Origin of the sequence: Methyloversatilis sp. XJ19-49, assembly GCF_024580145.1 — a bacterium.
In the GTDB taxonomy this organism is placed as follows: domain Bacteria; phylum Pseudomonadota; class Gammaproteobacteria; order Burkholderiales; family Rhodocyclaceae; genus Methyloversatilis.
This window is the reverse complement of sequence record NZ_JANINI010000004.1, coordinates 164,713-183,624: the sequence shown is the minus strand read 5'-3', so window position 1 is coordinate 183,624 and position 18,912 is coordinate 164,713. Positions and strand designations below refer to the sequence as shown.

The following is an 18,912-nucleotide window of genomic DNA, read 5'->3' as shown; positions in this document are numbered from 1 at the left end:
CGCCATGAGTGAAGGCATCGACTACCAGGCCGAACTGGCTCGGCTGAACGCCCGGCGCACCGAACTGCGCAACGAGTACATGGAAGCCATCCGGCAGCAGGACATGGCCAAGAGCCAGCCAGCAGCGCAGGAGCAGGTTCCGGCGGCACGCGCGATACCGCAGATCGACGCCGATCTGGCCCTGGTCGATCGTCAGATCGACGACGCGGCGCGCGCGCAGGCGCAGGCGATGACGCCGGACCTGAAGCCCACGTCGGCGCCGGTCACGGAGCTTGTTCTGGAAGATGTGGACAAGGTCGCGCAGTTTGGGGATGTCGTGCTGGAAGGCGCGCTGAACGGCCCCGTGGGACAGCAGATCGTTCAGGCGGTCGAGCATGTCGAGATGCACATGAAGAACCGCGGCATGCTGGTCGATGCACTGGCCGATGCGCACATCAACTCGAAGGACACCGAACGGGAAAACGCCCTGCTCGACGAAGTGCGGCGTGTCGATCTCGATCCGCAGCTCGGCAAGACGCTCGAGGCCATAGACCAGACGTTCACGCAGAAGAAGCAGGAACTCGACGGCAAGCTCGCCACGCTGCAGGAGAAGTTCGACGAGCGTCATGCCGACAAGAGCGCCGACGAGAAGCAGGCCCTGCAGGCCAAACTCGACAAGCAGTTCGACGAGTTGCGCGCGCAGCTGGAAAAGGCGCAGGAGCAGGAACGGCAGCGCGCGCTCGACGAGCAGACCCGACAGATGGCCGACCTCGCCAGGAACCGTGACGACGGTCGGTAGCGATGCAATCCGATCGAGTGGCTGGCGCTGTCAGACGTAGGACACGCCGGAGTTTCGGGGCATCACCGTCTGCGCCCGCAGCAGGGCGTCGGTGATGTTGCCGGCGATGTTCTCCTCGCCCAGCCGGTCGGCGAAGCCGGAGCGGTGGATCAGCGATCCCGGCTGTTCGTTCAGGTCGCACAGGATGAGCGTGGCACCGCGCCGGGCCAGGTTGCGCTGCAGTGTCTGCAGGATGTCCAGCCCGGTCGTGTCGATGCTGATCACCTTTTCCAGGTCGAGGATGACCGCGTCCGGGTGACCGTCCTGCATCAGCAGCAGGTTTTCCAGCTTGTTGGCGGCACCGAAGAACAGCGAGCCGGTCAGCCGGTAGGCCAGGATGCGCGGCGTGCCATCGGGCCGGGCGAGCGCCTCGACGCCGTAGAAGTCCTCCAGCGGCAGGCGCTCGATGCGCGTCAGGTCGGACATGCGGTAGATGAAGAACAGGCTGGCCAGCGCCATGCCCAGTTCGACCGCCAGCGTCAGGTCGAACACCACGGTGACGAAGAAGGTGGCCAGCAGGATGGTGCGGTAGGGCGTCGAGTAGCGCGCCAGTTCCTTCGGCGCGAAGGCGTGCCATTCGCCCATGTTGACCGCCACCACGACGACGATGGCCGACAGCGTGGCGAGCGGAATGTGGCTGGCCAGTGGTGCCAGCGCCAGCACGATGGTCAGCAGCACGCCGGCGTGGATGATGCCGGCCACCGGCGTGCGGCCACCGGTGCGCACATTGGTCGCGGTGCGCGCAATGGCGCCGGTGGCGGCGAAGCCGCCTAACAGCGGCGCCGCGATATTGGCGATGCCCTGCGCCATCAGTTCCTGGTTCGGGTCGTGGCGGTCATCGATCTGGCTGTCGGCGATGCGCGCCGACAGCAGCGATTCGATGGCACCCAGCAACGCGATGGTCAGTGCGGGTGCGATCAGCTTGCCGAGCAGGCCAAACGACAGTGCCGGCAGGCCGATGTCCGGCAACTCGCGCGGAATGCCGCCGAAACGGCTGCCTATCGTGTCGACCGGCAGCTGGATGAAGGCGTTCACCGCGGTCGCAATGACCAGCACCGCCAGCGGTCCGGGCAGGCGACGCATCCACGCCACCTCTTTCGCCAGCCGGTTCCAGCCCAGCAGCACGGCCAGCGACGCGCACGACAGCGCGAGCGTGGCACTGTCGAGCGTCGGCAGCGCCCGGTACAGCGCTTCCATCTTGCCGAAGAACTCACCCGGCAGACTGTCAACACGCAGGCCGAGGAAGTCCTTGATCTGCGACACGAAGATGACCACCGCGATGCCATTGGTGAAGCCGATGACGACCGACAGCGGGATGAAGCGGATCATGCTGCCGAGCCGGAACGCGCCCATGGCCAGCAGCATGACGCCGGACATCATCGTGGCGATCAGCAGGTTCTGCACGCCGTAGTCGACGACGATGGCGTAGATGATGGGGATGAAGGCGCCGGTCGGGCCGCCGATCTGCACCCGCGAGCCGCCCAGCGCGGAAATCAGGAAGCCTGCGACGATGGCGGTCCAGATGCCGGCGGTCGGCGACATGCCGCTGGCGATCGCGAACGCCATGGCCAGCGGCAGCGCGAGCACGCCGACCGTGATGCCGGCCGACAGGTCGCCGGAGAACTGGCCGCGGTCATAGCCGCGCAGCGTGTCAAACAGCTTGGGTCGGAACTGGATGTTCATGAAATCTCCGCATCGATAGTGAGTGCCATGCGATGTGCGGAGAGGGGCGCCAGCGGGCGGCGCGCTGCCGGACGACCCAGCGACGGGTCGGTGTCAGTGGCACGGGATGGCGCCGGAAATGCTCATGGCGACATTGTCGGCTGCGCTGCGGGTACCTGTCCAGCGGCTGCGCGCTTCAGTGCGCGCGCCGGCGCAGGCGAGCGGCGAGCAGCGCGAGGCCGGCGACGAGGCCGGCCCATGCAGAGGGTTCCGGCACCGCTGCGGCGTAGGCGGTTTCGGCGGCCCAGTAGGTCGGCAGCGTGTCCCAGGGGTTGTCGCCGCGGTCGTCCGTGACGTAGACGTGGCCGACGTTGTGCGCCCGCGCCGTGTCGATGATGGTGCGCATCGCCTCGGCATCCGTCACGTCGTAGACCAGATGCGCGAAACGCGTGGCGTCCTGCGCCGCGGTCCACACGTCCGGCGCGTAGCCGGCGTATTCGGCAGCCGGGCTTTCGAAGGTGACCAGCACGTCGGCCGTCGCGAGCCAGGCCTCGGGCGTCTGCGTGCCCGGATTGGCAACGATGTGGTTCCTTTCGAAGCCACCCTTGATGTAGGCGTGCAGCGACTGGTAGTAGCCAAGGTGCTGCGCGAGATTCGACACCTCGTCGAGAAAGATGCCGTCCACGCCGTACTGTGCGTAGTAGCGGTCGATCTCGGCCTTCACCAGCGCTTCGCTGCGCGCGCCGTAGCCAGTGTACACATAGCCGATCAGGCGACCGCCGGCGGCCTGGAAGGCGTTCGCCACCGCTGCGTAGTCGCTGTCGAACGCCGCGCCGGGGCCGCTGTCCGGGTTCAGGATGGCGGTGATGGCCACGTCCGGCGCGGCCTCGGCCAGCGTCTGCCAGTAGGTGACGCCGTCATCCACCGGATAGAAGTAGGCGGGTACCAGCAGTTCGAGTGCGCTGACGGTGTGGCTGCTGAACATGAGAAAGGCGCTGGCGATGAACTTGTTCATGACGACTCCGGATCGGGCGATGCGCGGATCATCCGGTCATTGTGCGGCGTTGTCGATCACAGGGGCTGCGGGCCCTGAGCGAGGAAGGCCTCGAACGCCTCGCCGGTAAGCGGCCGGGCGAACAGATAGCCTTGCGCGTAATCGCAGCCGGCCAGGATCAGCAGGTCGCGCTGTTCGGCGGTTTCCACGCCTTCGGCGATCACCTTGATGCCCAGCTTGTGCGCCATGACGATCATCGCCTCGCACAGCGCAAGTTCGCTCGAATGCGGCGCCAGCCCCTGCACGAACGAGCGGTCGATCTTCAGGTAATCGATGGCGAACTTGTTCAGGTAGGACAGCGACGAGTAACCGGTACCGAAATCGTCCAGCGACACCTGTACGTGCGCTTCGCGCATGCGGTGCAGCTTGTCGAGCACCTGCGCATCGGCGTCGAGCAGCGTGCCTTCGGTGATTTCGACCGTGACCAGTTCGCCGGAGGCGCCAGCCTGATTCAACACCTGCACGATATCGGGGTACTGCGGCTTCTTGTTGCGGAACTGCACCGGTGACTGATTCACGCTGATCTGCACCGGCTCGTCGAACTGCTGCTCGAGATAGAGCGCGAAAGCCAGCGCGGTGCGGGTGATCCAGTCGCCCAGCTCCATGATGAGGCCGGTCTCTTCGGCAATCGGAATGAAATCGGCCGGCGACACGATGCCGCGCTCCGGGTGGTTCCAGCGGATCAGCGCTTCGGCCTTGCGCGTCTGCCCGGTCGCCAGATCGACGATGGGCTGATACACCATGTAGAACTGCTTTTTCGCGATGGCCTCGTGCATGTCGCCGACCAGGCGCATGCGCCTTTCCGCGCGCTGCTGCATCGACGGCGTGAAATAGCTCAGACGGTTGCGGCCCAGATGCTTGGCGTCGTACATCGCCTGATCGGCCTGCTTGAGCAGATCTTCGATGCAGCGCGCGTCATGCGGATAGAGCGTGATGCCGATCGAGGCCGTCACATACACCAGTTCCGATTCGAGATGAAAAGGCCGCTGCAGGGCGTCGAGAATGTTCTGCGCGATGCGCTCGGCCGTGTCCATGTCGTCGAGCCCCGACACGACGACCGTGAATTCGTCACCGCCCAGACGGGCCACGAGATCGGTCTCGCGCAGGCAGGACGACAGGCGCTGAGCCGCCAGCTGCAGCAGCAGGTCGCCGCGGTGGTGGCCGAGCGTGTCGTTGATTTCCTTGAAGTGATCGAGGTCGATGAACATGACCGCCAGCGGCTGACCGCTGCGGCGAGACTGGCGTATTTCGTGATCGAGCCGATCGAGCAGCATGAGCCGGTTGGGCAACTGCGTCAGTGCGTCGTAATTGGCCTGACGCCAGATGATGTCCTCGGTCTTCTTCTTCTCGCTGATGTTGCGCACGATGCCGAGCACCGCCGGCGCGCCCTGGAACATGAAACGCGAGGCGATCAGTTCGATCCAGATGACCTCGGCACCGCCCTTGCGCAGGAACTTCGCCTCGTATTGACGCACCGGTTCGATGGCACCGCTGATGCGCTGGATGAAGCGCTCGGTCCACAGGTCGAGAAAATCCGGGTGCACGATCTGGTCGAAGCGCAGGCCGGTGAATTCATCTGGCGCGTAGCCCAGCATCTGCGGCAGCGCCGGGTTGTTGAACACGAAGCGGAAGTCCTGCGACACGAACACGCCGTCGGCCATCGCGTTGAGCAATGCGCGGTGGCCGAACTCGGCGGCTTCCAGCTCCATCAGCACGCGCCGGCGATCGGTCACGTCGGTGTGCGTGCCGACCATGCGCAACGGCTCACCGGCGTCATCGTGGCTGACGATCTTGCCGCGATCGAGTATCCAGCGGTACTCGCCGTCCTTGCAGCGAACGCGGTGCTCGTTGATGTAGGTCGTGGTTTCGCCGCGCAGGTGCGCCTGCACATCCGCCATCACCGACGGCATGTCATCCGGATGCACACGCGAAGCCCATTCCGTCAGATCCGAGCCGATCTCGTGCTCTTCGAAGCCCAGCATGCTTTTCCAGCGCCGGCTGAAGAAGACCGTGCTGGCGGGAATGTTCCAGTCCCACAGCCCGTCTCCCGAACCTTCGATGGCAAATTTCCAGCGGATTTCGCTGTCGAGCAGTTTCTGCTCGGCAAGACGTTGCGACGTCAGGTCGCGCCAGGTGGTGATGAACACCCGGCGGCCCTGCATCGTCAGCGCGGTGAGCAGTACTTCGATGACCAGCGTGTCGCGGTAAGGACTGCAGATGGCCCACTGGAAACGGTGGCTGCCTTCGCGCGCAGCGATGGCATTCATTTCCAGGGCCTTCTCGGCCGAATCGCGCCCGTCCGGCTGCCGCCGCGGCGAAATGTCGGCCGGGCTGAGGGCACGGATTTCGTCCCGATTCGGATAACCGAGCATTTCCATGGCTGCCGGATTCCAGTCGATGAACATGCCCGACGCCGCGTCGAGCAACAGCATCGGATCGGCGATCTTGTCGAACAGCAGCTTGAAGCGCCTGTCGTCTTCGGCAATCGAGGTGACCTGCCTGAGCGCGCGCATCAGTTCGAACTGGTCCATCACCATCCGGGCGAGCGCCTGCAGGTGGCTGATCGCGCGCGCAGCGAGCTGGCGGGGCTGACGATCGGCGATGCACAGCACGCCGAGGGCGCGGCCGTCGTCTGCCCTGAGCGGAACACCGGCGTAGAAGCGCAGCGCGAGCGGGCCGGTGACAAGCGGGTGATCCCGCTCGACCGGCGACTCGCGGGTGTCTTCGACGATGTAGGGACCGTCCTGCTGGATGGCGGACGAGCACAGCCCGCTGCAGCGCGGAATCTCGCGCACATCGAGACCGTGCGCCGACTTGAACCACAGACGGTCGGCATCGACCAGGGTGACGAGGGCCAGCGGCACCTGCATGAGTTCGGCCGTCAGCGCAGTGATGTTGTCGAAACGTTCATCACGTGGCGTATCGAGGATGTCGTAGCGCCTCAGTGTGTCGAGGCGCTTCGATTCCTCATCAATGGATATTTCCCTGTCGTGCATGCCGAATGTGTGCTTGCAGCCCTGTTGTCGGGTCGTTCCGGCGCGCTCGTCGTCGAGGTGCCGAACTTGATGGCATCCGAGGACAGGCCCGCAAAGGCTGCCGGGATGCCCTGGCGAACCGTGGAACCCAATATGCCTGCGCAGTTCCAGCGCAAAGCGTCTCGTGCAGTCATTATCGGGAAAATGTCACGCTGCCTTGAACCGCTGTATCGGGTGTTGCGTTGTGAAACTACCCGAGCAGCCGATCGACACCGAGCAGGGTCAGCAGACCGAGCGCTGCGAAGATCGCGGCGGCAATGCCATGCACCAGCTTCATCGGAATCTTCGCGCCGAAGCGGTCGCCGACGAACACCGCCGGCACGTCGGCGATCAGCATGCCCAGCGTGGTCCCCATGACAACGAGCAGCGGACTGGCGTAGTGCGCTGCCATGGCGATGGTTGCGATCTGCGTCTTGTCGCCCATCTCGGCCAGGAAGAAGGTGACCAGCGTGGCCCCGAACACGCCGAGGCGCGCCGCGACCTTCGTTTCCTCGTCCTCGATCCGGTCCGGGATCAGCGTCCAGATCGCCATGCCGATGAAGGACAGGCCGAGCACCCAGCGCAACACCTCCGGGCTCAGTACCGAAGTGATCCAGCCACCGAGCGCGCCGGCCAGACCGTGATTGACCAGCGTCGCACACAGGATGCCGGCGATGATGGGCAGGGGCTTCCTGAAGCGTGCGGCCAGAATGAAGGCCAGCAACTGGGTCTTGTCGCCGATTTCGGCCAGTGCGACCACGCCGGTCGACACGATGAAGGCTTCCATGATGCTGTACGGGTTGTCGGTCCGGGGGCGGGGCGTGACGTTAGCACGAATGGTCGGCCGAGGCCGTACCGCAGCCGGGTTGAACATTTGCGGCTCCGCCGCGTCTGAGTTGCGCTGTTGCTGTCTTCGTTGCGCCTTCGTCTGCCTTTCTTCCCTTCCTTCGCCCGCCATGACCGCGCCCGACATCGAATCCCCCACCGGCCTGACCGTGCTGTACGACGGCGATTGCCCGCTGTGCCGGCGCGAAGTCGGCGTCTACCGGGGCCTGCGCCCGCTGCGGCCGCTGCACTGGGTGGACGTCAGTGACACGCGGGTGCCGCTGCCGGCAGCCGGCGACCGGGCGAGCTATCTGGCGCGTTTTCACGTGCGGCGCGACAGCGGCGAAGTGCTCAGCGGTGCGCGCGCCTTCATCGCGCTGTGGGCGGCCCTGCCCGGCTGGCGCTGGCTGGCCCGCGCCGGCGCGCTGCCGGGCGTCGCCAGCGTGCTCGAAGTCGCCTACCGGAGCTTCCTGCGCGTGCGCCCTTCGATGCAGCGCGTCGCGCGCGCGCTCGACACGCCGGGCGTGCCGGACGACCTGATCGGCGAACTGCGCTCGGACCATGCGGGAGAAACCGGTGCGGTGTGGATCTACCGCGGCATCCTCGCCGTGTCGCGCGATCCGGTCGTGCGCGAATTCGCGCAGCGCCACGGGGTGACCGAGCAGCAGCACCTGGACCGGATTTCGGCGCTGCTGCCACCGTTGCGGCGCAGCGTCCTGCTGCCCGGCTGGCGTGTCGCCGGCTTCCTGACCGGCGCGCTGCCGGCACTGTTCGGCGCGCGTGCGGTATTCGGCACCATCGGCGCAGTGGAAACCTTTGTAGACCGGCATTACCAGCAGCAGATCGACCGTCTGCCCGACGACGGCAACCACCCGGCCTTGCGCGCGCTGCTGGTCGAATGTCAGGCCGATGAATGCGCGCATCGCGACGAAGCGCTGGGTCATGGTGACCTGCCCGACGGCTGGCTGATGCGCAGCTGGTGTGCTCTGGTGGGCAGCGGGTCGGCGTTCGCGGTGACGATTGCGCGGCGGCTCTGAGCGCCCTCGCCGCCCGCGTCAGAGGCGCAGCGCGCCGGCGTAGCCGGTCAGCTCCAGATAGCCGCGTCCGACCGGTCGCCCCGACTGCGATGCGCTGACCGCGCCTTCCCAGTAGATCGCGCCGCTGCTGGCGCGGCTGTCCAGTTCCTGGTCGTCCATCAGGGGCTGCAGCTCGAATCGACGCGACCCGACACGAATGCTCATCGCGACCGGATAGCGGCCGGCGGTGCGCGGACTGAGCCAGGTACGCAGCACGGTGAATTCGATGTCGGCCGGCGCGAACTGCCACTCGCCCCGCGCGTCTCGCAGCGTCGCCGATGCCCACATCGCACGGCCCTCGCCATCGCGCATGCGGAACACCATCAGGGCGCCGCCGTCGTCCATGTTGAGCCCCAGCCAGTCCCAGCCGGTGGCGCCTTCAGGCATCAGCGCGCTCGACCATTCATGGTCCAGCCAGGCGTGGCCACGCACGCGCTGCCGACGGCGACCGATGTCCAGCGTGCCGGCCACCGCGAGCTGCGGCCAGCTCAGATAGTGACTGGCGTGCGCCGGGTCGGCCGCCTTCTGGCTGAAACCGGCGTCGCCCTGCCACAGCACCGGCTGGGTCGGCGTGAAATCGAGTGCATAGCCGAAATCGGCCGCCGCGATGCGCGCCGTCAGATGCTCCGGCGCAGGGTGACGGCGCAGGCTCCAGTCGTCGATGTGTACGTCCAGATCGCTCACCGACGCCTCGGCCAGGCCGAAGCCGGCGCGCGCAATCTTCTGCGCATGCAGCAGACGGCCGCGTGCGGCGTCCGACACCGCGGCATGCGCAAACAGGATCTGGCCCGGTGCGAAACGGCTTGCACTGGCGTCGTGCGCAGGCTGGCGCACGCGGAAGAAGGTGAGCTGGAAGCCGACCGGCGCCGCGCCATCGCGCTCCAGCCAGCCGGTGATGTACCACCACTCGATGCGGTGGCGCGGGTGCGCACCATGGTCGCGCGGCAGCACGAGGGGCGTGCCGCGCACGACCGGGTCGAACTCCGGACCGTGCGCCAGCGCCGGCAGGGCGGCGAGCAGCGGCAGCTTGAGCAGCAGGCGTCGCAGCGGAAGGTCGGCTTGAGGGGACGTCATCCGCCTTGGACGCCCGCCGCGGCAGGGGTTCCGCTGCCGGTCATGCCGCGCCGTGCGCGAGGTACCGCTCCAGCGCGTCCACGACCTGTACCCCGGTATGGTCCGGTCGCACGCTGGCATGGCGCCCGGCCAGCGCCAGCGCGGCCGCTGAGAATGCGGTGTCGTCGATCAACCTGCGCAGCAGCGCCGGGTAGTCGGTGCCGCGGCTGCCCGGCTCGACCATCAACCCGACGCCGGCTTCGACCACGCGGCGACCCACCATGTACTGCTCCATGTGATTGGGCAGCACCAGTTGCACGCATCCGGCCAGCGCGGCCGCGCTGACGGTACCGATGCTGGCGTGCGACAGCACGATGCGCGCCTGCGCGGTCGCCAGGTCCATGCGCACCGGCGCCGGCTCGAATCGGATGTTGGGCGCGCCAAGTTCGCGCGCCGTCGCGGCCGACAGCCCTTTCGCATGCACCACACTGCGCAGCCCGGGCTGGCGCAGGGCCTCCGTCAGCGCCGCGAAATCGGCATGCTCGGGCGACAGATAGGCGAACACGCAGATGCCCTCGCCGCCTCCTTCACCTTCAACCTGTGGCCACTGCGGCTGCGCGCCGGCGTCGGCGACGAAACTCGGGCCGACACGCACCACGCTGTCCGGATAGGCCGGGTAATGCGCCAGTTCCGGCAGCGAAGCCACGATGCACAGCACGTCGGAGAACAAGGCGGTGAGCCGGGGCAGCGCGGGCTGGCCCAGCGCGTCGAGCGCGGCGTTGACCGCACGCAGCACGGTGGCGTCGCTGCCGGCACAGGCAGCGGTATCGGCCGCATCCCAGTAGTGCAACGCCGGGAACACGTCACCGAAGGCCGGCACTTCGAAACCGTTGCCGACGGCGGCCACCGGAAAGCGGCAGGCGCGCGCCGCCAGCATCGCTGTCGGCGCGTGGTCGCACACCAGCAGATCAGGCCGACACAGGTCGAACAGCGTGCGCCAGCCGGACATCAACCCCGCCAGCCCACCCGGATCAAGCCAGCCGGCCGACGCCAGCACGGCCGAAAAATTGACCAGACCGGGCGGTCTGGCCATGCGCGGCAGCCAGATCGGCGACTGCATGACCGAAAATCCCTCGCCAACCACGCGTCCATGCGCACGCGACAGATCCTTCAGCGCGAACACCACCTCATGACCGCGCCGACGCAGGACGCGCGCGGTCAGCAGCATGCGGTCGAGGTGGCCCATGTTGGCACCGAGCTCCCACGCCATCAGCACGCGGCTCATGGCGACAAGCCTGTGCAAGAATCGCGCGTCCGTTCCGACCGCGCGCAGGAGTTTTCCATGGTGTCCGACTCATCCGGCAATGACATGATGCAGGCGCAGAGCATACGGGCGCCGCACGCGCCCTGTCACGCGCCGGGCGGCCGGGCATGAGCGCGCGCCGGGTGGTGCTGTTCGTCACCCACGACCCGTTCTGGCGTCTGGGCGGCGGCGAGCGCACGCGCAATCTGGCGCTGGCCTGGATGCTCGGCCAGTTGTTCGACCTGCACCTGTTCTGCCTTGCGCCGGTTGGCGAGGCCGACCACAAGCGGCTCGCCGCACTGCGCGTGTCCGCCACGCTGCATCCCTGCACCGATGCGGAACCTGCGGCCGCAAGTGCGCAGCTGGCCGATCTGGTCGGCGCGATCGCTGCCCATGCCTGCCTGTTTGCGCGCCTGCGGCTCGACTTTCTGGCAGACGCGCTGCCGCCCGGCGTGCTGCGCATCCTGGATACCCATGATCTGGTCAGCGACAACGTGGCGTCGCGCGCGCGCGCCGGGCTTGAGCCCTGGGGCGGCGTCGATATGTCGTTCGACGAGGAGATGACGCTGCTGGCCCGCTACGATCACGTTCTGCTGATCCAGCAGGATGATGCACGTCGCGTGGCGGCCGCCATCGGACCGCGGGCGCTGTGCGTGCCGCACCCGGTGATGTTCGCCCGCCAGCCGGTGCGGGCACAAGGCCGCGTGCTGGGCTTTGTCGCCAGCGGCTGGCAAGGCAATGTCGACGCACTGGACTGGTTCGCACACGAGGTCTGGCCAGCGCTGGAGGGCGTGACGGCCGAACTGCATGTGTGGGGGTCGGTGTGCCGGGTCTGGGCACCGCCCCCCGGGATGACTGCCATCGCACACGGCTTCGTGGCGGATTACACCGCCATCTGGGGCAGCGTGGACGTCGCCATCAATCCGGTGCGCTGGGGCTCCGGTCTCAAGATCAAGAACGTCGAGGCGCTTGGTCATGGCGTACCGCTGGTCACGACGACCGAAGGCGCGCGCGGACTGGATGACGACGCCGGCCGCTGCTTCCGTGTTGCCGACGATGCGGACGGCTTTGCGCGCCACTGCCGCGAACTGCTGGCCGATGCCGCACTGCGCGAACAGACCGGCGCGCGGGCCCACGACTATGCAGTGCAGCACTTTTCACCGCAACAATGTTTTACACAATTGATTAGCACTCTAATAATTTAACTTCCGTCAGATTTTTTAACACTTCGGTAATACCCGCTCTTCAACCCTCTGATTAGTTGTACATTTATTTCGGGCCTTTTTTTTGCTTACGGGCGTCCACACCTCAAACAACACCGGAGTAGCTCATGGAAGCCAGACTTCCCAACGCAAAAACCATCGCCCTGGCAATCGGTGCTGCATTCAGCGCGCTGTCGCTTCAGGCACAGGCCAATCCGATCTCGGTCGACGCGCGCTACAGCCTCGGCGGCGGCTCGGAAATCACCGAACCGACGCTGACCGGCAGCAATGTTGACTACTACCTCTGGAAAGACACCCCGGGCGGCAACTCCGTGTTCTTCCATACCTACGGGTACGAAAGCGGCGGTCAGGCCAATTTCGGTGCCCGCTCATCCGGTGAAGGCGTCTTCACGGCGTGGAGCCGGGTCAGCTACAGCACGCTGGTGGATGTCACCGGCACCCAGGCCGTGAACTTCGACTTCCGCGTCGACAACACCGAACTGGCTTTCTACAACGCGTTCATCGGCCAGACCGGCAGCACCCGGCTCGAGCTCGTCATCAGCATCGACGGCACCGAGCTGACGCGCGAAGACATCCGCCTGGATCTCGCGGCGACCGGCACGATCACCTGTACCGACGCCGGCAGCGGACAGCTCGACAGCTACATCGAATGCCCGCCTTCTGCACTGGCGAGCATTTCGCAGAACTCGCGTGACTTCTCTGCCGACCTGGGCATCCGCACGAGCGACTTCACGTTGCAGTACGACATCATCGCCACCGTGTCCGGAAACATGCTGGGCGGCACCGAGTGCAGTTCCTACGGCGAATTCGTCGAAGACGGCTATGGCAACGGCGCTGTCCAGTTCGGCAACGTCGTCGAACAGCAACCCCAGTTCGCGGCCGCGACGGTTGATGATGAAGATGTGATCCTGATCCCCGTTTTCGGCTGCAGCCCCGGCCAGGCGATCGCCCGCAGCGGCGACCCCAACAACTTCTCGTTCGCCAATCCCGGCCCGCAGCAACTGGTGATCCCGGCAGACAACGCCTCGCCGTTTGCCATCACGCAGCGCAACGTCGGCAACCCGGTACCCGAACCCTCCAGCATCGCACTCGCCGGACTGGCACTCGCCGGACTGGCTGCTGCGCGACGACGCAAACCCGGCTGATTTCACGACAGCCTTCACACAACGGCACCTGCGGGTGCCGTTGTTGTTTGAGCAGCCGCTACCATGGCATCCATGGCGCGCATTCTTTTCTGCTGGGAACTGGGTGGGGACTACGGTCACCTGTCGCGTCTGCTGCCGATCGCGCTGGCGCTGCGCGAACGTGGACACGAACCGGTGTTCGCCGTGCGCGACCTGCTCGGCGCGGAAGCGCTGCTGCACAGGCATCAGCTGCGCTGGCTGCAGGCGCCGCTGTGGATCGGCCAGGTCACCGGGCTGCCGCCGCCGATCAGCCATGCCGAACTGCTGATGCGCTTCGGCTTCCTGAATACGCGCGCGTTGACCGGCGTCGCGCGGGCCTGGCGCGCGATGATCGACCTCGTGCAACCCGACCTGCTGGTGATGGATCACGCGCCGACGGCGCTGCTCGCGACCCGCGGGCTGGACACCCCGCGCGTCAATCTGGGCGACGGCTTCTGCATTCCACCAGGCGGCCGTCCGATGCCGCCGTTCCGCTGGTGGCAGCAGGAAAACATGAAGCGGGTCGCCGATTCGGAGGCGCATGTGTGGAAAACCGCGAACGAGGTGCTGTTCGCGCTGGACGCGCCACCGCTGGCGAGCCTGTCGGAACTGACCGCCTGCGATGCCTCCCTGATGCTGGGCTTCGCCGAACTCGATCATTACCCCGATCACCCGGGCGCGCACTGGCTCGGACCGCTGTTCAGCCTCGGCCAGGGCAGCGACGTCATCTGGCCCGAGGGCAGCGGCCCGCGCGTGTTTGCCTATCTCAAGCCCGGTTATCCGGCGATCGATGCAGCGCTGGGTGCGCTGGCGAAACTGCCGGCGCGCGTGCTGGCCCATGTGCCGGGCGCCTCGGCGCAGACCGTCGCCACGTTTTCGCGCGGATCGATGCGCGTCAGCGTCGAGCCGCTGGACATGGAAGCCGCCCGGCGGGACTGCGATCTGGCGGTCTGCCATGGCGGCAACGGCACGGTGTCGGCCATGTTGCTGGCCGGCAAACCGCTGGTCGTGCTGCCGTCACAGATGGAACAGGTCATGACCGCCAAACGTCTCGAAACCCTCGGTGTCGCCGCCGTGGTGATGCCCGATGCCGCGGCGGCCATTGCGGCGCTGTTCAGGAAGGCCCTCTCGAACGCAGCCCTCGGTCGGGCCGCGCGCGCCTTCGCGCAGCGTCACACCGGGTACGAACCGCAGCAGACGATCCGGGCAGTCGCCGATCGCTGCGAAACCCTGCTGGAGCCGCACCGATGAGCACGCCGTCCCGCGCACCGTCTCGCTCACCGTCTTTTTCCATCGTCATCTGCAACTACAACTACGCGCAGTTCGTCGGGCAGGCGATCGACAGTGCGCTGGCGCAGCGCTATCCGGCCGACAAGGTCGAGGTGGTTGTCGTGGATGACGGGTCGACCGACGATTCGCTCGCCGTGCTGGCGCGCTACCGCGACCATCCGCAGGTTAAGGTGGTGCAGCAGCCCAACCGCGGCCAGACCGCCGCCTTCGACGCCGGCGTGCGCGCCGCCACCGGCGAACTGGTGTGCCTGCTCGATTCCGATGACCTGTGCCTGCCGGACAAGCTGGCGGGCGTGGCGGCCTGGATCGCCGCGAAGGCGATCGACACCGAGCGGCTGTTCCTGTGCCACGACCTCATCCTGCGCGACGAACGCACCGGCGAATCGGCGCTCGACACCTGGTTCCAGATCGTCGGCATCGACAAGCTGGACGACATCTACGATCTCGATGGCCGGCCGATGTTCTTCCCGTTCTCGGTGCCGACCGGGCTGGTGTTCGGACGCACGCTGGTCACCGAGTGCCTGGCCGCGATTCCGGCCTGGGCGTTTCCGCGCGGTGCCGACGGTGCGCTGTGCCCGGCGGCGCTGATCAGGAGCGGCTGCGTTCACTACCTGCGCCAGAGCCTGGGCATCTACCGCATCCATTCGGCCAACGAATTCGGCAGCCTGCGCAACGGCCGCTATGCGCCACGCATCGATCTGCGAGACCGCACGCCGCGCCAGCTGCACTTTCTCGACCAGTGGGTGGACATGGCCGATCTGGAACCGGCGCACCACGCGCGTGCCCGCAGCTACTTCCGGCGCTGGGAAAAACTGCAGCGCATGCCGACCGGCGACCGCGGCGTCGCGGCGGCGCGCATCAGCATCGCGCTGATCGGTCGCGGCGACGCCGCCGGCGTGTCGGCGAGCGTCGCTTCGGCACTCGACCAGCGGCATCCGGCCTGCGAGGTGCTGCTGCCCGCCGCGCTGCCCTGTCCGGCAACGCCCGACGGCGCAGACATCCGCCGTTACGACGACGGCCCGGATGAGACTGACGCCCTGACGCGCCTCATCGCGGCCGCGCAGGCGGCCTCCGGTGAATCCATCGTGTTCCTGCCGGTGGGTGACCGCCTGGACCGCGATTTCGTCGAACGCCATCTGTTCTATCGCCAGTACGGCGCGCTGGTCGGCGTGACCTGCAGCGACGTACGGCTCATCACACCAGGCGGCGAACTGGTGCATCAGAACGCATTCGCGCAAAGCGGCGCCTGGGCGCAGGCGGTGCAGCAGATTCCGCCGTTCGCGACCGGGCTGAGTCAGTGGGTTGCACCACCGCTGGCGGCCTGCATGTTCCGGCGCGACCTGCTGGTCGAACTGGCCGGTGCGCCGGACGGCCAGCCGTGGCCGGCGGACATGGGCGAAGCGGGTGGCTGGTGGCCGGTGCAGCTGGCGCTGCACACGTCAGGCCTGCTGCGCTTTCGGGAAACGCTGTGCAGCGTGCGGCTGGCCAGCGGCACGCAGGCGAGCTACGGCTGGCTGTCGGCGCCGCACACACCGGACGGACGGGTGATCGAACCGGCGGTCGCCGGCGTCACCGACTGGCTGCGCCGCTGGCATGCCGGACATCGGGGCACGCTCGCGGCGCGTTTGCCGGACGCCTGGCAGCAGCGGTTTCCGGCCTGGCTGGACGCCCAGCGTGGCTGATCAGCGCTCGACGAAAGCCCGCTCGATCACGTAATCGCCCGGTTCGCCGACGCCCGGCGACACGACGAAGCCGCGAGCGTCGAGCAGGTCGGCGGTGTCCTTGTTCATGCTCGGGCTGCCGCAGATCATCGCGCGGTCGGTGTCCGGATTCAGCGGCGGCAGACCGAGGTCGTCGGTCATCTTGTTGCTGATGATCAGATCGGTCAGCCGGCCGCGGTTGCGGTAGGGCTCGCGCGTGACACTCGGGTAGTACAGCAGCTTGTCGCGCACGAATTCGCCGAGGAATTCGTCGTCCGGCAGTTCGCGCTCGATGTAGTCCTGATAGGCCAGTTCGTTCACATGGCGCACACCGTGGAACAGGATCACCTTGTCGAAGCGCTCGTAGGCTTCCGGATCGCGGATCAGGCTCAGGAAGGGAGCCAGCCCGGTGCCGGTGCCGAACAGGTAAAGATGCCTGCCGGGCTTGAGGTCGTCGAGCACCAGCGTGCCGGTCGGCTTGCGCCCGACCAGGATTTCATCGCCTTCCTTCAGATGCTGCAGGCGCGACGTCAGCGGACCGTCCGGCACCTTGATGCTGAAGAACTCGAGATGCTCTTCGTAGTTGGCGCTGGCGATGCTGTAGGCGCGCAGCAGCGGCTTGCCGCCGGTGTCCAGCCCGATCATGACGAAATGACCGTTGCGGAAGCGCAGGCTCGGGTCCCGCGTGGTCTTGAAGCTGAACAGCGTGTCGTTCCAGTGATGCACGCTGAGGACTTTTTCGGGTGCGACGGTGGCCATGGCAAGAACCGGATTCGTTGAACAGTCTGCTTTATAGCGAGTTCATCGCATATAACTCAAGAGGCGAACAACCAATGATTCGATAACCAAAGGTTATCCGCCTCGGTGATGGAACCGCGGGCGGCCGCATCACCTCATCCGCGCAGCGCCGTTGCGATCTCTGCGAAGGTCGCGGCGACCTCGACCGAATTCAACGGCATGCCGAGCTGGCGCTCGACCTGCGCCGCAGAGAAGATGCCTCGGATGCGCGGCGGTGCGCCGCGTGTCGCGGCCTCGACCGCCAGCAGGTAGGCATGACCGTAGTGCTGCAGCGCCGCCACGACGCTGCCTACGGTGGCGCGCCCGAGCGCCTCGAAATCCACCGCGTCGATGTCACTCAGCGCCTGCATCACATGCTTCACCGTCAGCTCGGTACGGGTCAGACCCTGCGCCTGTATCAACCGGATCGGCTTGCTACCCTGCAGGTCGGACAGCGTGACGATGCCATCCACGCAGGGCATGTCGCTGATGACGAACAGCATGCGGACGCCGCTTTCGCGCATCCGCTGCTCGGCCGCGTCGAGCGAGACCTGCGGGCCGATGCAGGCGGCGCGCACGCTGGCCAGATCGGTCATGACGGCGGTCGCGGGGCTGTCCAGCGACACGCGGGCCGCCTCGGGCGGCGTGGCCTGGGCGATGCAGGTGCCTTCGGCGAAACGGTAAGTCGACAATGCGGGATGTGACATGGCGAATCTCCTTTTCCTGTCAGGCGATCGGTTCGGTATGCGACTGACGCGCGACGCTGAGGTCGCGATGAACGTGTCGCATACGCACTCCTGACTGTAGACCGCCAACCGGGTTCCGGCTCTGCCGGCCGCCTGGCGACAGCCGGCTTACATTCATGAATTTCCCGACAACCAGCTGAAGAACGGACCGAAACACACGGCCACGGACAGGTTCGCACCGGCCCAGCGCCGCGCCGCGGCCGACATCGCGCGACGCGCGTCCACGTCATCGAGCAGCCGGAGACAGGCGCCGGCAAAGACGGCGGGATCGTCGGCCAGCAGGAAGGCCTCGCCAGCGAGATGTTCAATGCCGCGCGCGCCTTCGCGCGTGGTGACCAGCGGCAGGCCCGATGCCAGTGCCTCGACCGTCTTGATCTTCAGGCCGGAGCCCCAGCGCACCGGATTGATTGCCACGTCGACCTCGGCCCACAGCGCTTCGGGCGCCGGCACGAAACCGCATGCGCGCACCCCCGCGGGCAGGGGCAGCGGCAGCAGCGCCGACAGCGGGCCGGCCAGCTGCAGCTCGACCCGGTGCGTGGCCAGCTGCGGCCATACCTCGCCGAAAAACCACTGCACACCATGTCGATTGGCCGGTGAAGGACTGGCCGCACAGCCGAGCACGCGTGACGCCGGGCGCACCGGCTGCGCCGGCAGTTCGACCGGATGCGGCACGCACAGCGCCCGTTCGCCGAGCACGGCGGCGACCCGCGCATGATCGTCGGGCTGGATCAGCAGCACCCGGTCGTAACGGCGCAGGAAGGCGATCTCGCGTTCGAAACCGAGCGGCTCATCGACCGGCACGCCAAGGTGCCGGCGCGACGCGGCGTTGTCGCTGACCAGATCGTGGGTGTCGATCACCAGCCGGGTGCCGGCGGGCACTGCCTGGCGCAGGAAATCCAGTTGCAGGCGCGACAGCAGCACGACATCGGGCCGAAGCTGCCCGCACAGCTGTCGCACGGCCGCCAGCAGCGCTTCACGCGCCGGCTTTTCGCGGCCGCCATGCGCCAGCCGGTAGCGGTGCGGGCTCGCCGCCACCGCGGCTGACGCGTCGGAATCGGCGGCTTCGAGAAAGAAAACCGTCAGTTCGCACACGCCAGCCAGCGCCTCGACCAATGTGCGCGTACGGGTGGCCTCGCCGTTGCCGGCGCGCCAGTAGCGGCTGCGGGTCACGAACAGCACGCGCGGTCGGGTCATCAACATGCGGGCCGG

15 protein-coding genes are annotated in these 18,912 nt (G+C 67.0%); 6 read left to right on the top strand and 9 right to left on the bottom strand.

Annotated features, from left to right (window positions below; genetic code table 11):
- The first annotated feature begins 4 nt into the window (after positions 1 to 4).
- A complete protein-coding gene (locus NMQ16_RS06970) occupies positions 5 to 778 on the top strand; it encodes a hypothetical protein (protein WP_257079814.1) in 774 nt (257 codons plus the stop codon).
- 30 nt (positions 779 to 808) lie between these two features.
- Here NMQ16_RS06970 and NMQ16_RS06965 read toward each other — a convergent pair whose 3' ends face one another.
- The 4 genes from NMQ16_RS06965 to NMQ16_RS06950 all read right to left on the bottom strand — a co-directional run bounded on the left by NMQ16_RS06965 (position 809) and on the right by NMQ16_RS06950 (position 7,334).
- Entirely contained in the window at positions 809 to 2,500 is a 1,692-nt protein-coding gene (locus NMQ16_RS06965) for a SulP family inorganic anion transporter (protein WP_257079813.1), read from the bottom strand.
- Between the two features lie 175 nt (positions 2,501 to 2,675).
- Entirely contained in the window at positions 2,676 to 3,494 is an 819-nt protein-coding gene (locus NMQ16_RS06960; RefSeq protein WP_257079812.1) for a spherulation-specific family 4 protein, read from the bottom strand.
- 56 nt (positions 3,495 to 3,550) lie between these two features.
- The gene (locus NMQ16_RS06955) at positions 3,551 to 6,529 is read right to left on the bottom strand and encodes an EAL domain-containing protein (RefSeq protein WP_257079811.1); all 2,979 of its coding nucleotides are present in this window, start codon (positions 6,527 to 6,529) and stop codon (positions 3,551 to 3,553) included.
- A gap of 229 nt (positions 6,530 to 6,758) precedes the next feature.
- Positions 6,759 to 7,334, bottom strand: coding sequence for a TMEM165/GDT1 family protein (locus NMQ16_RS06950; protein ID WP_069039076.1), 576 nt, complete (start codon positions 7,332 to 7,334; stop codon positions 6,759 to 6,761).
- 169 nt (positions 7,335 to 7,503) lie between these two features.
- Between NMQ16_RS06950 and NMQ16_RS06945 the strand changes: the two genes are divergently transcribed.
- Positions 7,504 to 8,409, top strand: a complete 906-nt coding sequence (locus NMQ16_RS06945) for a demethoxyubiquinone hydroxylase family protein (RefSeq protein ID WP_257079810.1) — start codon at positions 7,504 to 7,506, stop codon at positions 8,407 to 8,409.
- 18 nt (positions 8,410 to 8,427) lie between these two features.
- On the opposite strand, the gene NMQ16_RS06940 is transcribed toward NMQ16_RS06945, so the two are convergent.
- Complete coding sequence (locus tag NMQ16_RS06940) at positions 8,428 to 9,522, bottom strand: lipocalin-like domain-containing protein (protein WP_257079809.1); 1,095 nt, start codon at positions 9,520 to 9,522, stop codon at positions 8,428 to 8,430.
- A gap of 40 nt (positions 9,523 to 9,562) precedes the next feature.
- Positions 9,563 to 10,786 carry a glycosyltransferase gene (locus tag NMQ16_RS06935; RefSeq protein WP_257079808.1) on the bottom strand — a complete coding sequence of 408 codons (1,224 nt, stop codon included), beginning with the start codon at positions 10,784 to 10,786 and terminating at the stop codon, positions 9,563 to 9,565.
- 146 nt (positions 10,787 to 10,932) lie between these two features.
- Between NMQ16_RS06935 and NMQ16_RS06930 the strand changes: the two genes are divergently transcribed.
- The 4 genes from NMQ16_RS06930 to NMQ16_RS06915 all read left to right on the top strand — a co-directional run bounded on the left by NMQ16_RS06930 (position 10,933) and on the right by NMQ16_RS06915 (position 16,162).
- Positions 10,933 to 12,009, top strand: a complete 1,077-nt coding sequence (locus NMQ16_RS06930; RefSeq protein WP_257079807.1) for a glycosyltransferase — start codon at positions 10,933 to 10,935, stop codon at positions 12,007 to 12,009.
- 125 nt (positions 12,010 to 12,134) lie between these two features.
- On the top strand, positions 12,135 to 13,172 hold the full coding sequence (locus NMQ16_RS06925; RefSeq protein ID WP_257079806.1) for a PEP-CTERM sorting domain-containing protein: 1,038 nt from the start codon (positions 12,135 to 12,137) through the stop codon (positions 13,170 to 13,172).
- A 63-nt stretch (positions 13,173 to 13,235) separates the two neighbouring features.
- Positions 13,236 to 14,441 carry a glycosyltransferase gene (locus NMQ16_RS06920; protein WP_257079805.1) on the top strand — a complete coding sequence of 402 codons (1,206 nt, stop codon included), beginning with the start codon at positions 13,236 to 13,238 and terminating at the stop codon, positions 14,439 to 14,441.
- Entirely contained in the window at positions 14,438 to 16,162 is a 1,725-nt protein-coding gene (locus NMQ16_RS06915; RefSeq protein WP_257079804.1) for a glycosyltransferase family 2 protein, read from the top strand. The genes NMQ16_RS06920 and NMQ16_RS06915 overlap by 4 nt, the downstream gene beginning before the upstream one ends.
- Here the strand turns inward: NMQ16_RS06915 and NMQ16_RS06910 are convergent, their stop codons facing one another.
- From NMQ16_RS06910 to NMQ16_RS06900, 3 genes are all read right to left on the bottom strand, one after another.
- Positions 16,163 to 16,939: a ferredoxin--NADP reductase gene (locus NMQ16_RS06910; protein ID WP_257079803.1), complete on the bottom strand. Its 777-nt coding sequence runs from the start codon at positions 16,937 to 16,939 to the stop codon at positions 16,163 to 16,165.
- Positions 16,940 to 17,073: 134 nt separating this feature from the next.
- The gene (locus tag NMQ16_RS06905) at positions 17,074 to 17,664 is read right to left on the bottom strand and encodes a hypothetical protein (RefSeq protein ID WP_257079802.1); all 591 of its coding nucleotides are present in this window, start codon (positions 17,662 to 17,664) and stop codon (positions 17,074 to 17,076) included.
- Between the two features lie 153 nt (positions 17,665 to 17,817).
- Complete coding sequence (locus NMQ16_RS06900; RefSeq protein ID WP_257079801.1) at positions 17,818 to 18,897, bottom strand: glycosyltransferase; 1,080 nt, start codon at positions 18,895 to 18,897, stop codon at positions 17,818 to 17,820.
- Between the last annotated feature and the right edge of the window lie 15 nt (positions 18,898 to 18,912).